Below are 15,920 nucleotides of genomic sequence, written 5' to 3'. Positions count from 1 at the left end.
GTAAGAACACGGGGCAGGCCCGCTGCCTGCCCTCATTCGAAGCCCTGGAGGAGAGACGCCTATGGCCATGTTTGAGCCCGGTCACCTGCATATAGAGCGCCATGCGCTGAGCAAGGACGACTTCAGCTACAACCTGTGCATCGACTATGAACTGGCCCAGGACCCCAAGGAGGGTCACGGCATGCTGTTCACCCTGCACGGCACCATCGAAGGCAAATCCTTGAAAGAGCAGTTCTTCCTGGCCAAGGACCTGGCCTTCGACTTTGCCCGTCACGCCACGCGCATCGCCCAGCAGTACGGTTTGCCCAAGAGCGCCAGCATTGCCTCCATGCACAAGTACTACGACGAGATGTTCGAAGACGTGCGCAAGCAACTGAACGTCAAGCCCGGCGACCCGATCAACCCCGAACATCTGGCATAACCACCCACTTCAGTAGGAGCCGGCTTGCCGGCGCAATGCCCCCTCCCCGGATCGGCCTGCGATGCGCCTTCGCCGGCAAGCCGGCTCCTGCGACAGCTCCAGCGATTTCGACTACGGCTCTCGCCCAAGGCATACTGGCGCCCTTCAGTGTTCCAGAAGCCTCTGTCGCCTCATGCGTATCCACGTCAGCTTCATCGACCGCGTCGGCATCACCCAGGAAGTCCTGGCCCTGCTGGGCGGGCGCAATCTCAACCTGGATGCGGTGGAAATGGTGCCACCCAACGTCTATATCGATGCCCCGACCCTGAGCCCGCAGGTGCTGGAGGAGTTGCGCGACGCGCTGTTCAACGTGCGTGGCGTGCAGGCGGTGACCGTGGTCGACATCCTCCCCGGCCAGCGCCGGCACTTGCAGCTGGACGCCTTGCTGGCGGCCATGACCGATCCGGTGCTGGCCCTGGACAGCGCCGGCAAGGTGCTGCTGGCCAACCCGGCGCTGATCGCCCTGTATGGCCGCGAGCCGGCCGGGGAAAGCATCGCCGAGCTGTTTGCCGATCCCGCGCTGCTGGAGGCCCTGCTGGAAAACGGCTTTCGCCTGCCGCTGCGGGAAATCATCGTCAATGGCCAGACCCTGCTGCTGGACGCCACGCCCATCACCGACGCCGGCGCGCTGCTGACCCTGTACCAGCCCAACCGCATCGGCGAGCGGCTTTCGGCCCTGCACCACGATCACGCCGAGGGCTTCGATGCCCTGCTTGGCGAATCCCCGGCAATTCGCACCCTCAAGGCTCGGGCACAAAGGGTCGCGGCCCTGGATGCACCGCTGTTGATCCAGGGCGAAACCGGCACCGGCAAGGAGCTGGTGGCCCGTGCCTGCCACGCCATCAGCGCCCGACACAGCGCGCCGTTCCTGGCACTGAACTGCGCGGCCCTTCCGGAAAACCTGGCCGAGAGCGAACTGTTCGGCTATGCCCCCGGGGCCTTTACCGGTGCCCAGCGCGGCGGCAAGCCGGGGCTGATGGAACTGGCCAACCAGGGCACGGTGTTCCTCGATGAAATCGGCGAGATGTCGCCCTACCTGCAAGCCAAACTGCTGCGCTTTCTCAATGACGGCAGCTTTCGCCGGGTGGGCGGCGATCGCGAGATCAAGGTCAATGTGCGCATCCTCAGCGCCACCCACCGCGACCTGGAAAAAATGGTCGGCGAAGGCAGCTTCCGCGAGGACCTGTTCTACCGCCTCAACGTCCTGAACCTTGAAGTGCCGCCGCTGCGCGAGCGTGGCCAGGACATCCTGCTGCTGGCCCGCTACTTCATGCAGCAGGCCTGCGCGCAGATCCAGCGCCCGGTGTGCCGCCTGACCCCGGGCACCTATCCGGCGCTGCTGGGCAACCGCTGGCCGGGCAACGTTCGCCAGTTGCAGAACGTGATCTTCCGGGCGGCGGCGGTTTGCGAGAGCAACCTGGTGGACATCGGCGACCTGGACATCGCCGGCACCTCGGTGGCCCGGCAGAACGACGCCGAAGTCGAAAGCCTGGAACAGGCCGTGGAAGCCTTCGAGAAAGAGCTGCTGGAAAACCTCTACGTCAACTACCCTTCGACTCGACAACTGGCCAACCGCCTGCAGACCTCCCACACCGCCATCGCCCATCGCCTGCGCAAGTACGGCATTCCCAACAAGGCCTGACCGGCCCCCTCTTGCGTAGGAGCCGGCTTGCCGGCGATGAGATCCTTGAGCCTGGCGCAGCCCTTGAAGACGCCTTCACTGGCAGGCCAGCTCCTGCGTCAGTTCTGTCCCCGCAGGTTCAGTTGCAGATACACGTCTGAAAACGACCTGCAACTGTACTGAAAGCGCTACAGCGGCACGATTTCGCTACACCTCCTTGTAATCGCTGCCGTGCAAGGCTTTGATCCTCAAAGCCTTTTTTCCACGCCGCCAGCTGTAGCGATTTCGCTACACTCGACGCCGACACGAATCCAGATTAAATATTCAAATCATTGATTTTAAAGGATTAATTATTTATTGGCCGCGTTCTTGCTAAGGGTATAGCCATCCGGCTCGGCCCCGCACGAGCATTCAATCGCGTCCACCAGACGAGTCTGGCCCCTGAGGAGTTTCCATGAGCGAGTTGCGTTTTACTGAAGATCACGAATGGCTGCGTAGCGAAGCGGATGGCAGTGTCACCGTCGGCATCACGGCTTTCGCCCAGAACGCCCTGGGTGATGTGGTGTTTGTGCAACTGCCGGAGCTGCAGAGCTACGAAAAGGGCGCCGAAGCCGCCACCGTGGAATCGGTAAAGGCCGCCAGCGGCGTGTACATGCCGCTCAACGGTGAAGTGGTCGCCATCAACCCGGCCCTGGAAGACAGCCCGGAACTGGTCAACGAAGATCCGCTGGGCGAAGGCTGGTTCTTCCGCTTCATTCCCGCCGATGCCGCCGCCGTTGGCCAACTGCTGGACCAGGACGCCTACGATCGCCTGATCAAAGCCAGCGCCGAAGCCTGAGGAGCCCGTCATGACCATCAACCTGACCACCGCCAACGAATTCATCGCGCGCCACATCGGGCCGCGCCAGGCCGATGAACAAGCCATGCTCAACAGCCTGGGCTTCGACTCCCTGGAAGCCCTGAGCGCCAGCGTGATCCCCGAGAGCATCAAGGGCACCAGCGTGCTGGACCTGGGCCAGGGCCAGAGCGAAGCCCAGGCCCTGGCCTCGATCAAGGCCATCGCTGCCAAGAACCAGCTGTTCAAGACCTACATCGGCCAGGGCTACTACAGCTGCCATACCCCCTCGCCGATCCTGCGCAACCTTCTGGAAAACCCGGCCTGGTACACCGCCTACACCCCCTACCAGCCGGAAATTTCCCAGGGCCGCCTGGAAGCCCTGCTGAACTTCCAGACCCTGATCAGCGACCTGACCGGCCTGCCGATCGCCAACGCCTCGCTGCTCGACGAAGGCACCGCCGCCGCCGAAGCCATGACCTTCTGCAAGCGCCTGAGCAAGAACAAGGGCAGCCACGCCTTCTTCGCCTCGGTGCATTGCCACCCGCAGACCCTGGACGTGTTGCGCACCCGTGCCGAGCCCCTGGGAATCAACGTGGTGGTGGGCGATGAGCGCAAGCTGACCGACGTCAGCCCGTTCTTCGGTGCCCTGCTGCAATACCCGGCAAGCAACGGCGATCTGTTCGACTACCGCGAACTGACCGAGCGCTTCCACGCCGCCAACGCCCTGGTGGCCGTGGCCGCCGACCTGCTGGCCCTGACCCTGCTGACCCCGCCCGGTGAGTTCGGCGCCGACGTGGCCATCGGCAGCGCCCAGCGCTTCGGTGTACCGCTGGGCTTCGGTGGCCCGCATGCGGCCTATTTCTCCACTCGCGATGCCTTCAAGCGCGACATGCCGGGCCGTCTGGTCGGCGTCTCCGTAGACCGTTTCGGCAAGCCGGCCCTGCGCCTGGCCATGCAGACCCGCGAGCAGCATATTCGCCGCGAAAAGGCCACCAGCAACATCTGCACCGCCCAGGTCCTGCTGGCCAACATCGCCAGCATGTATGCCGTCTATCACGGTCCCAAGGGCCTGATCCAGATTGCCCAGCGCATCCACCAGCTGACCGCGATCCTGGCCAAGGGGCTGAAGGATCTGGGGCTGGTCGTGGAGCAGGACAACTTCTTCGACACCCTGAGCCTGCACACCGCTGCCAGCACCGCTGCGCTGCACGACAAGGCTCGCGCCCAGGGCATCAACCTGCGGGTGATCGACGCCGAGCGCCTGGGCCTGTCCCTGGACGAAACCACCACCCAGGCCGACGTCGAAGGCCTGTGGAGCCTGCTGGGCGAGGGCAAGCCCGCGCCGGACTTCGCCGCACTGGCGGCTGCGGTCACCAGCAGCATCCCCGCGGCCCTGGTACGTCAGTCGGCGATCCTCAGCCACCCGGTGTTCAACCGCTATCACTCGGAAACCGAGCTGATGCGCTACCTGCGCAAGCTGGCGGACAAGGACCTGGCCCTGGACCGCACCATGATCCCGCTGGGCTCCTGCACCATGAAGCTCAACGCCGCCAGCGAGATGATCCCGATCACCTGGGCCGAATTCGGTGCCCTGCACCCCTTCGCCCCGGCCGAGCAAAGCGCCGGCTACCAGCAACTGACCACCGAGCTGGAGGCGATGCTCTGCGCCGCGACCGGCTACGACGCCGTCTCCTTGCAACCCAACGCCGGTTCCCAGGGTGAGTACGCCGGTCTGCTGGCCATTCGTGCCTATCACCAGAGCCGTGGCGATGACCGTCGCGACATCTGCCTGATCCCGTCATCGGCCCACGGCACCAACCCGGCCACCGCCAACATGGCCGGTATGCGCGTGGTGGTCACCGCCTGCGACGCCCGCGGCAACGTCGATATCGAAGACCTGCGGGCCAAGGCCATCGAGCATCGCGAACATCTCGCCGCGCTGATGATCACCTACCCGTCGACCCACGGCGTGTTCGAGGAAGGCATCCGCGAAATCTGCGGGATCATTCATGACAACGGCGGCCAGGTGTACATCGACGGCGCCAACATGAACGCCATGGTCGGCCTCTGCGCGCCGGGCAAGTTCGGCGGCGACGTGTCCCACCTGAACCTGCACAAGACCTTCTGCATTCCCCACGGCGGTGGCGGCCCGGGCGTCGGCCCGATCGGCGTCAAGTCGCACCTGGCGCCCTTCCTGCCGGGTCACGCCGCACTGGAGAACAAGAAAGGCGCGGTGTGTGCCGCACCGTTCGGCAGCGCCAGCATCCTGCCGATCACCTGGATGTACATCCGCATGATGGGCGGCGCCGGCCTCAAGCGCGCATCGCAACTGGCGATCCTCAATGCCAACTACATTTCGCGGCGCCTGGAAGAGCACTACCCCGTGCTCTACACCGGCAGCAACGGCCTGGTGGCCCACGAATGCATCCTCGACCTGCGTCCGCTGAAAGACAGCAGCGGCATCAGCGTCGATGACGTGGCCAAGCGCCTGATCGACTTCGGCTTCCACGCCCCGACCATGTCCTTCCCCGTGGCCGGCACCCTGATGATCGAGCCGACCGAAAGCGAATCCAAAGAGGAACTGGACCGCTTCTGCGATGCCATGATCCGCATCCGCGAGGAAATCCGCGCGGTGGAAAACGGCACCCTGGACAAGGACGACAACCCGCTGAAGAACGCTCCGCACACGGCGGCAGAACTGGTGGGCGAGTGGGCCCACCCGTACAGCCGCGAGCAGGCCGTTTACCCAGTGGCCTCGCTGATCGAAGGCAAGTACTGGCCGCCGGTTGGCCGGGTCGACAACGTGTTCGGCGACCGCAACCTGGTGTGTGCCTGCCCGTCGATCGAAAGCTACGCCTAAGGCAGCCACAAGCTAGTAGCCTCAAGCTGCAAGAAAGAGCCGATCGGCCTCTGACTTGCAGCTTGTCGCTTGCCGCTGTCTCTATAACAAGAAACCGGAGAACCAACATGTCCCTGAGCGTGTTCGACCTGTTCAAGATTGGCATCGGCCCCTCCAGCTCCCACACCGTCGGCCCGATGCGCGCGGCTGCGCGCTTTGTCGAAGGCCTGCGCCGCGATGACCTGCTGGCGGCTACCGCTTGCGTCAAGGTCGAGCTGTACGGCTCGCTGGGCGCCACCGGCAAAGGCCACGGCAGCGACAAGGCGGTCTTGCTGGGCCTGGAAGGCGAACATCCGGACACCGTGAATACCGAGAACATCGCCACGCGCCTGCAGGCAATACGCAGCAGCGGGCAAATTAACCTGCTCGGTGAGCGCAGCATTGCGTTCAACGAGAAAGAACACCTGGCAATGATCCGCAAGCCCCTGGCCTATCACCCCAACGGCATGATTTTCCGAGCCTTCGATAGCGCCGGTCTGCAGATCCGCAGCCGTGAGTACTACTCCGTGGGCGGCGGTTTCGTGGTCGACGAAGACGCCGCCGGCGCCGACCGTATCGTCGAAGACACCACTCGCCTGACCTTCCCCTTCAAGACCGCCAAGGAGCTGCTGCAACATTGCAGCACCTATGGCCTGTCCATCAGCCAGGTGATGCTGACCAATGAAAGCGCCTGGCGCCCGGAAGCGGAAACCCGCGCCGGTCTGCTGAAGATCTGGCAAGTGATGCAGGACTGCGTGGCTGCCGGTTGCCGCAATGAAGGCATCCTGCCGGGCGGGCTCAAGGTCAAGCGGCGCGCCGCCGCCCTGCACCGCCAGTTGTGCCAGCACCCGGAAGCGGCGCTGCGTGACGCGCTGTCGGTGCTGGACTGGGTCAATCTCTACGCCCTGGCGGTCAACGAGGAAAACGCCAACGGCGGGCGAGTAGTTACCGCGCCCACCAATGGTGCAGCCGGGATCATCCCGGCGGTGCTGCACTACTACATGCGCTTCATTCCCGGGGCCAACGAGGACGGGGTTGTGCGTTTTCTCCTCACGGCTGCGGCCATCGGCATCCTGTACAAGGAAAACGCCTCGATCTCCGGCGCTGAAGTCGGCTGCCAGGGCGAAGTGGGCGTAGCCTGCTCGATGGCCGCCGGGGCCCTGTGCGAAGTCCTCGGCGGCAGCGTGCAGCAGGTGGAGAACGCCGCGGAAATCGGCATGGAACACAACCTCGGGCTGACCTGCGACCCGATCGGCGGCCTGGTGCAGGTGCCCTGCATCGAGCGCAACGCCATGGGTTCGGTGAAGGCCATCAATGCGGTGCGCATGGCCCTGCGCGGCGACGGCCAGCATTTCGTCTCCCTCGACAAGGTCATCCGCACCATGCGCCAGACCGGCGCCGACATGAAAAGCAAATACAAGGAAACCGCCCGTGGCGGTTTGGCCGTGAACATTATCGAGTGCTGATACGCAGCCTGTGTCCGCACGTTTTTTCAGGAGTTGCCCATGTCCACCGAAACACTGTTGAAAACCCCATTGCACAGCCTGCACCTGGAACTCGGCGCCCGCATGGTGCCATTCGCCGGTTACGACATGCCGGTGCAGTACCCGCTCGGGGTAATGAAAGAGCATCAGCACACCCGTGAGCAGGCCGGGCTGTTCGACGTGTCCCACATGGGGCAAATCCGCTTGAGCGGCTTCAATGCCGCACAGGCTCTGGAAACCCTGGTGCCGGTAGACATCCTTGACTTGCCGGTGGGCATGCAGCGCTACGCCATGTTCACCAACGAACAAGGCGGCATCCTCGACGATCTGATGGTCGCCAACCTGGGCGACGGGCAACTGTTCCTGGTGGTCAACGCCGCCTGCAAGGAACAGGACCTGGCCCACCTGCGCCGCCATCTCGGTGAGCAGTGCGACATTCAGCCGCTGTTCGAAGAACGCGCCCTGCTGGCCCTGCAAGGTCCGGCGGCAGTCAAGGTGCTGGCGCGCCTGGCGCCGGAAGTGGCAAGCATGACCTTCATGCAGTTCAAGCCGGTGACCGTGCTGGGTGTGGACTGCTTTGTCAGCCGTTCGGGCTACACCGGTGAAGACGGTTTCGAAATCTCGGTACCTGCCGAGCAGGCGGAAAAGCTCGCCCGTGCCCTGCTGGCTGAACCGGAAGTAGCGGCCATTGGCCTGGGCGCCCGCGACTCCCTGCGCCTGGAAGCCGGCCTGTGCCTGTATGGCCATGACATGAACAGCGACACCACGCCGATCCAGGCCAGCCTGCTGTGGGCCATCTCCAAAGCTCGCCGCGCCGATGGCGCACGGGCCGGCGGCTTCCCCGGGGCCGAGGTGATCTTTGCCCAACAACAGGGCGGCGTCGATCGCAAACGTGTCGGGCTGCTGCCTCAGGAACGCACGCCAGTGCGTGAAGGCGCAGAAATCGTCGACGCCGAAGGGAACATCATCGGCAGCGTGTGCAGCGGTGGCTTCGGTCCGACCCTCGGCGGTCCATTGGCGATGGGTTACCTCGATATCCAGCACTGCGCACTTGATACGCCAGTTGCAGCGATAGTACGTGGGAAAAAGGTGCCAATGCTTGTAAGCAAAATGCCATTCGTAGCCCAACGCTACTACCGAGGTTGAGGGACTGTTTCTATAAGTAACGCGGTTGCGTTAAAACTGCACTAATCTGTAACGCAACCGCCATAAAACAGTGCATATTTTTGCTACTGAACTCTACTTATAACCCCCGAAAACAATTGAACAACTCTATCGAATAAGCCCTGCCCGCTAGTTCCGCCAAACCTCGGCAAGCTGAGTAAAACCGGGGCTTCGCGGGGCTTGTTTTTTCTCCCGTAGTTGGCGTAGAGTTTCCCCACTGTGTTTGCATGGGTCGCTTGGAATCGTGACCTGGGCAGTAGCTAACAAGTTTGCTACAACCCGTTCGACGTCTCTTACTTTCCTGCAACCCAGCCCAGTACTCTTCCATGAGGAAGAGACTGTCATTAATTTTTTAGCGTCAAAGGAAATAAGAAATGTCCCAACGTCAGAGCGGTACCGTCAAGTGGTTTAACGACGAGAAAGGTTTTGGTTTTATCACTCCAGAAAGCGGTCCGGATCTGTTCGTACACTTCCGCGCCATTCAGGGCAACGGCTTCAAGAGCCTGAAAGAAGGCCAAAAAGTGACCTTCATCGCTGTGCAAGGCCAGAAAGGCATGCAAGCTGACGAAGTACAAGCAGAAGCTTAATCGTCTGTAACGAAAAAGCCCCTGATGCTGACATCAGGGGCTTTTTTGTGCGCGCAATTCCGTAAAATGGCTTCTTTTTTCAGTCGAGAGCCTGTCATGTCGAAACATCTGCTAAGCCCCCAAGGCGAGTTTCCCGCCGCCGGCCTGGGTCGTCGCCTGGCAGCGATGTTCTATGATTTTCTACTGTGCGTCGCCCTGCTGATCGTCACCGGCGGCATCTACAAACTGATCCAGATGCAGATCATCGGCGAAGCACGGATGCGTGCCTTGACCGAATCCGGCGCTCTGGATGGCGACCCGCTTTACTCCACCGTCCTGCTGTTTGTGCTATTCGGCTTCTTCGCCAAATTCTGGACCCATTCAGGGCAGACCCTGGGCATGCAGGTCTGGGGCATCCGCGTACAGAATGCCGACGGCAGCCGCATCAGCCTGTGGCAGGCATTGCTGCGCTTCATGGTGTCGATCGCATCCTGGCTGTGTGCCGGCCTGGGCTTCTTCTGGGTGCTGGTGGACAAGCAGAAACGCAGCTGGCACGACATCTACTCCAACACCCAGCTGGTACGCATCCCTAAGCAGAAGAAATAACCCGCCAGCAACAAAAACGCCCCGACAAGTCGGGGCGTTTGCATGACTACGGAATAAAGCCGCTCAGGCGTTACCCGCCAGTTTCATCCGCGCCGCCTGGGTGAAGTCCAGCATGCGCTTGAGTGGTCGAACGGCATTGGGGATCAGCGCCGGGTCCACCTGAATCTCGTTGCTGCCTTGTTGCAGGCACTGCAGGGTGCGCTCCAGGGTATTCATGGCCATCCACGGGCAATGAGCGCAACTGCGGCACGCTGCGCCGTTACCGGCCGTAGGCGCCTCGATGAACACCTTGTCCGGGCACAGCTGCTGCATCTTGTAGAAGATGCCGCGGTCGGTGGCGACGATGAAGGTCTTGTTCGGCAGACGCTGTGCGGCGGCAATCAGCTGACTGGTGGAACCGACCGCATCCGCCAGTTCGATCACCGAACTCGGGGACTCCGGATGCACCAGGATGGCAGCCTCCGGGTACAGCGCCTTCATGTCTTCCAGTTGCTTGGACTTGAACTCTTCATGAACGATGCAGGCACCGTCCCAGAGCAGCATGTCGGCCCCGGTCTGGCGCTGGATGTAGGTGCCCAGGTGCTTGTCCGGCCCCCAGATGATTTTCTCGCCGTTATCCATCAGGCTTTCGACGATCTCCAGCGCACAGCTGGAAGTCACCACCCAGTCGGCACGGGCCTTGACCGCCGCCGAGGTGTTGGCATAAACCACCACGGTGCGCTCGGGGTGCTGATCGCAGAAAGCCGAGAACTCGTCCACCGGGCAACCCAGGTCAAGCGAGCAAGTGGCCTCCAGAGTCGGCATCAGCACGCGTTTTTCAGGGTTGAGAATCTTCGCCGTCTCCCCCATGAAACGCACCCCGGCAACCACCACGGTCTTGGCCGGATGAGCGTTGCCGAAACGGGCCATTTCCAGAGAGTCGGACACACAGCCACCGGTTTCTTCGGCCAGGGCCTGAATCACCGGATCACAATAGAAATGCGCAACCAGCACCGCGTCCTGAGCCTTGAGCTCTGCAGCGATGGCGGCACGAAAATGGGCCTCTTGCTCAGCACTCAAGGGTTTGGGCTGTTTGGCGTCGAGGTGGGCTTGAACCAGAAGGCGTTCGGAAATTTGCGTCATGTTCGCAAGACCTGCAGGCGCTTGGGCGCGAAAGTCGAGTATACCACCGGCTCCGGACCGCTTAGGGCCCCGCCGGGAGAGTGAGTTCATCAGGTACGGACAGCATTGGAGCCGCGCAAGGCTACAGAATATCCGGGGCATTCAAAAGCCAATTCTGCCCCGCGTCTAATCCTCCCGGCCCGGGTCGACCCGCGCAAACAACACCAAGACGCACAACCCGCTCCTGGCCTGTTCATCGGTGTAAGCGAAACGGATCTGGGCGCCGTAGCGCTCGGCGATCACCTTGACGATGGAAAGCCCCAATCCCGACCCCAGCTCCTCGCTCCCCAGGCAGCGATAGAACGGGTCAAACACCCTATCACGCTCCTCTGGCGCAATACCCGGCCCCGTGTCGCAGACCTTAACCCCCACCGCACCGTGCTCCAGGCTTACCGACAAATCCACCTGGCCCCCCGGTGGGGTATAGCGAATAGCGTTATCCACCAGGTTCTTCACCACAACCAACAGGTCCACCTCGCTGATGCGTACCAGGCCGTCCTGCCCGCCCTCCACGCCGATATCAATGGACTTTTCTTCCGCCAGCGGCAGCAGGTCCTCCAGGACCTGCCGATAGACCGCGTGCACTGAAACCATGGCCACACCGGCACCGGCACCGGACTGTGCGGACGCCAGGCTCAACAACTGGTCGATCAGCTTCTTGCTGCGCTCGATGCCCCGTCGCAACAACATCAGACGCTCCTGAGCCTGGCTCGACATTTCCACAGTGGCCAGCCGCTCGGCTTGCAGGGACAGGGCCGTCATCGGCGAACGCAACTCATGGGCTGCGTCGGCAACAAAACGTCGCTGCACGTCCATGGAGCGAGTCACCCGGGCCAGCAGTCGATTGATCGCCAGCACAAACGGGCGGACCTCCGTCGGCAAATGCCCTTCATCGATCGGATGCAGTTCCTGCTCGCCTCGCTGATCAATCTCCGCGGCCAAGACCTCGATCGGACGAAACAACGTGCGCACCAGGTTGGCCAGCACCAGCAACAGCACGGGGAACAGAAACAAGAACGGCAGCAGGCTGCGCGCGGCACTCTCGCGTGCCTCTTTGTCCCGGGCACCCATTTCCTGAGCCACGGCGATGCGCTGCCCCTGCGCGGTGGTCTTGACCAGTACCCGGAACGGCTCGTCCCCCACCGTCTGCGTCGACCAGCCATCGGCGAGCGTGGTCGGCAAGGGCAAAGGCGAGCTGTTGTCATCATCCCCGGCCGCCCTGGCGCCATCGGCCAGGTACTGTATGACCACTCTGGACTCCTCGTTGTCGCCTTCGATCGGCTGTTCATGCTCGGAGTAACTCAGGGTCATCTGCTGGCGCTCGAACAAGGCCGCGACCTGGCGCAGGGTGTTGTCCTGCATTTCCCGAGCCTCGTCGAATGCCGTAACAAAGGCGAAGAGCGCCGCCAGCAGGGCGACGATCAGGATCGCCGTCGACAACACAATGGACAGGCGGAGCTGGACCGACTCGCTCAGACGTTTTTTGAAACCATCCATCCCATACCCCTGACGTTCTTGATCACCTGGCTTCCCAGCTTGCGGCGCAAGGCGTGGATCAGAAACTCCACTGCGTTGCTTTCCACTTCGTCCCCCCAACCATAGATGCGGTCCTCGAGTTCACTGCGCGAGAGAATCGCTCCGGGCCGGATCAACAGCGCCTGCAACAGGGCAAACTCCCGGTTCGACAGCTGCACATCGGCCTGCTGCGCGGTGCTCGCCTGCTTCGAGACAGGGTCCAGCGACACCACGCCATTGCTCAACAGCGGCGCCGCACTTCCGCACTTGCGGCGCATGACCGCACGCATGCGCGCCAACAGCTCGGCCATGGCAAAGGGCTTGGATAAGTAGTCATCCGCACCGCCGTCGAGGCCGCGCAAACGCTCATCCAGGCTGTCGCGGGCAGTGATGATCAGCAGCGGCACCGGGTTACCACCGCGTCGCAGGGTGTCGAGCACTTGCAGCCCGTCCTTGCCCGGCAATCCCAGATCCAGCAGCACCTGGTCATAATGCTGGGTGTCCAGAGCGGCGAGAGCGCTGCCCCCATTGCGCACCCAATCGACGGCATGGCCCGCGTCCTTGAGGGCCCCGACAATGGCCTCGCCGATCATGACGTCATCTTCCACCAGCAAGATCCGCATAGCACCTCCACAATGAATGAAGCGCGGCATCCCCCGGAGGGATACCGCGCCCAGCGTGCATCACCTTGGTCGGCAATCACGCAGCCTGTTACACACAGCGGCGCCCCGACCTCGCGGCAGATGGCTTCATTGCTTGCCCTGCAATGAGTTGAACGTCTTGAGCAGCTCATCCATGGCCAGTTTGCAGTCGGCCTGCCGTGGACTGCCGGCACGCAACGCGTCGAGTGCGCGATCGATCGCCTTGTCCAGCACGTGCCAGTCAGCGGCGGCACGGGGCTTCAATCCCGCTTCGGCACTATCCCAGGAGAGCTCCAGATCCTTGATCCGGCTCTTGGCTGCGCTCAGATCGTTCTTGTCCACCAAGGTCGCCACCTCGGCGCTGATGCCTTGGAATGCCGACAGATCCCCCAGCTTCGATACCGTGCCCTGGCCGGCCACAACCTGAGCTGGCGCTGAGGACTTCTGTTCATCACCGGTCTTGGAGCATCCGGCGGCGCTCCCCAGCAGGACGATAGCGGAGAGGATCACGAGCTTACGAGTAGCAGAATGGAAAAGAGCCATCATTGATTCCTTGATTGAAAATGAGCGAATCACTCGGTAACACGCTGGCGATCAGCCACGCCGATCTGCGCAACAGTCACCAGCAGGAAAATCACGCAAAGGAAGATTCCGCTGGTCCAGGTCGCCCCCAGACCAAGGCCGCCGTATGTCTTGGCCTGAGTCAGAAGGTCGCCCAAGGAGGCGCCGAAAGGGCGCGTAAGGATGTAGGCGATCCAGAAAGTCAGTACCGCATTGCCCCCCAATCGCCAGGCGGCAAAGGTCACGCCGATCAGTGCGGCAAAGATCACCACCCCCAGGGTGAACCCCAATCCCAGCGCCTCGGTGGCCAGATCACCGGCGGCGGTCCCCAGGGCAAAGGTGCACAACACCGTCGCCCAGTAGAACAATTCGCGCCGAGGAGTCACGATCTGCCGGATCGAAAGACTGCGCTCAACGCCGTACCAGACAGCCAGGTTGGTCGCCAACAACAGTGCGAACAATGCCGTGCTGAGATAAAGACTGACGCCCAACTGGTCGGTCAGCACATCGGTGACCTGGGTGCCGACAATGCTCACCAGCACCACGCTCAACCAGTAGACCCACGGCGTGTAGGCCCGGGTACGCAACTGCGTGAACAATGCCAGCGCCAGTAACAGCGCCATGCCGATGCTGGTCACCCCCTGCCCCAGGCCGGCATCAACAGCCAGATAATCGGCACAGGTTTCCCCGACCGTGGTGGACATGATCTTGATCACCCAGAAGGACAGCGTCACTTCGGGCACCTTGTTCAGCCAATTGGCCTGGATCAATGGCTTCATCTAGCACCTCTTCCTAACTGCGCCTGAATTGGCGCGGGACAGAGGTTACGAAGGAAAACTTAGCTGAAACTGAGCGGGGATTGACGCGTCGGCCATGCCTCGGGAAATGCCCATCCGCCGGCCTTTCCAAGCGTTTCGCGGGCTGTAGCAAAGCCAATGCTTGCGCGGCTCGGTGGGCGCTCAGTACATAGAGAGTTTTTTTTTACAATTAATAGCATTTTGAACTTTCTACGCTAACGTCAGATAACGAAACAGTTATCTGGGATCAGCAAGGAAAAGCCTATTTCAGAGTGCTCTGACGAATGATTCGTGGCGCCCGACTGTCCCGGCTGACCCTCCCAGCCAATCAAGGAAGCAGTAAATGAACAGTGATTGCTTGCAGATGCTCAGGCGAGTGACATGGACACTCATTTTCGCGGCTTTACCCACAGGAGTGACCCTGGCGGCAGCGAGCAATTGTGCTGGGCTGGAACCACTACCGGCAGTGCTTGAAGTCAGCGAGGGCATGCAGACAGCCATACGCTCTCCCGTGGCCATCACCCGGCTGGCGGTGGGTGATCCGAAAATCGTCGACGTACACCTCAACGGCAATGACTCCTACCTGCTGACCGGCATTGCACCCGGTGCCACCAGCCTGATGGTCTGGAGCGCCTGTTCCAGTGCGCCACGGCAAAGCATGATCTTCGTCCAGGGCAAAGCCGCCCAGTCGCTGCTGGGCTCGCAGCTCCCCCCCTCTGAAAGCCCCTTGCTGCCCAGCCAGGTGCAGACCGACATCCGCTTTGTCGAAGTCAGTCGTACCAAACTGAAGGAAGCCAGCACCTCGATCTTCGGCAAGAGCGGCAATTTTCTGTTTGGCTCGCCCGGATCGGTTCCCGGCGTCACAGTGACGCCCGGGCAGGTCGGCAACCTGGCCCCCCGCATCCCGCTGAATAATGGCAGCTTCAATATCGGCTTCGGTGGCGGCAATGTGCTGGGGGTCATCAACGCACTTGAAGGCAGCGGCTTCGCCTATACCCTGGCTCGCCCCAGCCTGGTGGCCCTGAGCGGGCAGAGTGCGAGTTTCCTCGCTGGTGGCGAGGTGCCGATCCCAGTGCCAAGTTCGGGCAGCGACAACATTTCCATCGAGTACAAGGAATTCGGTATCCGCCTGACCCTGACCCCCACGGTCATCAGCAGCAACCGCATCACCCTGAAAGTGGCGCCGGAAGTCAGCGAACTCGATTACAACAACGGCGTGATCATCTCCAGCACCCGAGTACCGGCACTGATCGTGCGGCGAACCGACACCAGCATTTCCCTGGCTGACGGCGAGAGCTTCGTGATCAGCGGCCTGATCAGCACCAACAACAGCTCCAGCGTGAACAAGCTGCCGGGCCTGGGCAACATTCCCATCATCGGCGCGTTCTTTCGCAACTCCACGATCAATCGTGAAGAGAAGGAACTGCTGATGGTGGTTACCCCCCATCTGGTGCAACCACTGGCCGCCAATGCCCAGTTGCCTTCGCTACCGGGCGAGCCGTTGCGCAACTACGATCCGAACTGGTTCCGCATGTACTTCCTGGAAGACGGCGACTTTGATCGGCGCAGTGGACTATCGCAATGAACCAGCACCTTGCCTCCTCCCAGGTGATGAAGTTGAGCAGTCC

14 protein-coding genes are annotated in these 15,920 nt (G+C 62.0%); 9 read left to right on the top strand and 5 right to left on the bottom strand.

Annotation, left to right across the window (positions count from 1 at the left end):
• The first annotated feature begins 61 nt into the window (after positions 1 to 61).
• From DNK59_RS02530 to DNK59_RS02495, 8 genes are all read left to right on the top strand, one after another.
• On the top strand, positions 62 to 421 hold the full coding sequence (locus DNK59_RS02530) for a DUF5064 family protein (RefSeq protein WP_016967335.1): 360 nt from the start codon (positions 62 to 64) through the stop codon (positions 419 to 421).
• Positions 422 to 593: 172 nt separating this feature from the next.
• On the top strand, positions 594 to 2,102 hold the full coding sequence (locus tag DNK59_RS02525) for a sigma-54-dependent transcriptional regulator (RefSeq protein ID WP_110722171.1): 1,509 nt from the start codon (positions 594 to 596) through the stop codon (positions 2,100 to 2,102).
• A gap of 433 nt (positions 2,103 to 2,535) precedes the next feature.
• A complete protein-coding gene (gcvH, locus tag DNK59_RS02520) occupies positions 2,536 to 2,919 on the top strand; it encodes a glycine cleavage system protein GcvH (RefSeq protein WP_092311309.1) in 384 nt (127 codons plus the stop codon).
• Positions 2,920 to 2,929: 10 nt separating this feature from the next.
• Complete coding sequence (gene gcvP / locus DNK59_RS02515; RefSeq protein WP_110722170.1) at positions 2,930 to 5,779, top strand: aminomethyl-transferring glycine dehydrogenase; 2,850 nt, start codon at positions 2,930 to 2,932, stop codon at positions 5,777 to 5,779.
• A 107-nt stretch (positions 5,780 to 5,886) separates the two neighbouring features.
• A complete protein-coding gene (locus tag DNK59_RS02510; protein WP_110722169.1) occupies positions 5,887 to 7,263 on the top strand; it encodes an L-serine ammonia-lyase in 1,377 nt (458 codons plus the stop codon).
• 39 nt (positions 7,264 to 7,302) lie between these two features.
• Positions 7,303 to 8,427 carry a glycine cleavage system aminomethyltransferase GcvT gene (gene gcvT / locus DNK59_RS02505; protein ID WP_092311300.1) on the top strand — a complete coding sequence of 375 codons (1,125 nt, stop codon included), beginning with the start codon at positions 7,303 to 7,305 and terminating at the stop codon, positions 8,425 to 8,427.
• A gap of 392 nt (positions 8,428 to 8,819) precedes the next feature.
• Positions 8,820 to 9,032 (top strand): cold-shock protein, encoded by a 213-nt coding sequence (locus tag DNK59_RS02500; RefSeq protein ID WP_007977299.1) that lies wholly within the window; start codon positions 8,820 to 8,822, stop codon positions 9,030 to 9,032.
• A gap of 96 nt (positions 9,033 to 9,128) precedes the next feature.
• Positions 9,129 to 9,617 carry an RDD family protein gene (locus DNK59_RS02495; RefSeq protein WP_092311297.1) on the top strand — a complete coding sequence of 163 codons (489 nt, stop codon included), beginning with the start codon at positions 9,129 to 9,131 and terminating at the stop codon, positions 9,615 to 9,617.
• Positions 9,618 to 9,680: 63 nt separating this feature from the next.
• Here the strand turns inward: DNK59_RS02495 and nadA are convergent, their stop codons facing one another.
• The 5 genes from nadA to DNK59_RS02470 all read right to left on the bottom strand — a co-directional run bounded on the left by nadA (position 9,681) and on the right by DNK59_RS02470 (position 14,274).
• Entirely contained in the window at positions 9,681 to 10,739 is a 1,059-nt protein-coding gene (gene nadA / locus DNK59_RS02490) for a quinolinate synthase NadA (RefSeq protein WP_060840704.1), read from the bottom strand.
• A gap of 165 nt (positions 10,740 to 10,904) precedes the next feature.
• Positions 10,905 to 12,275 carry an ATP-binding protein gene (locus DNK59_RS02485; RefSeq protein ID WP_110722168.1) on the bottom strand — a complete coding sequence of 457 codons (1,371 nt, stop codon included), beginning with the start codon at positions 12,273 to 12,275 and terminating at the stop codon, positions 10,905 to 10,907.
• Entirely contained in the window at positions 12,251 to 12,916 is a 666-nt protein-coding gene (locus tag DNK59_RS02480; RefSeq protein ID WP_110722167.1) for a response regulator, read from the bottom strand. Before DNK59_RS02480 ends, DNK59_RS02485 begins: the two co-directional genes overlap by 25 nt.
• A 126-nt stretch (positions 12,917 to 13,042) precedes the next feature.
• Entirely contained in the window at positions 13,043 to 13,477 is a 435-nt protein-coding gene (locus DNK59_RS02475; protein WP_060844435.1) for a hypothetical protein, read from the bottom strand.
• A gap of 29 nt (positions 13,478 to 13,506) precedes the next feature.
• Positions 13,507 to 14,274, bottom strand: a complete 768-nt coding sequence (locus DNK59_RS02470; RefSeq protein ID WP_092311282.1) for a hypothetical protein — start codon at positions 14,272 to 14,274, stop codon at positions 13,507 to 13,509.
• A 361-nt stretch (positions 14,275 to 14,635) separates the two neighbouring features.
• Between DNK59_RS02470 and DNK59_RS02465 the strand changes: the two genes are divergently transcribed.
• Positions 14,636 to 15,877, top strand: coding sequence for a type II and III secretion system protein family protein (locus DNK59_RS02465; protein WP_110722166.1), 1,242 nt, complete (start codon positions 14,636 to 14,638; stop codon positions 15,875 to 15,877).
• Positions 15,878 to 15,920 lie beyond the last annotated feature (43 nt).

The sequence above is a fragment of the Pseudomonas sp. TKO26 genome (genome assembly GCF_003225665.1).
Taxonomy (GTDB): Bacteria; Pseudomonadota; Gammaproteobacteria; order Pseudomonadales; family Pseudomonadaceae; genus Aquipseudomonas; species Aquipseudomonas saponiphila.
The sequence above is the reverse complement of the archived record's forward strand: the minus strand, read 5'-3'. Positions and strand labels throughout refer to the sequence as shown.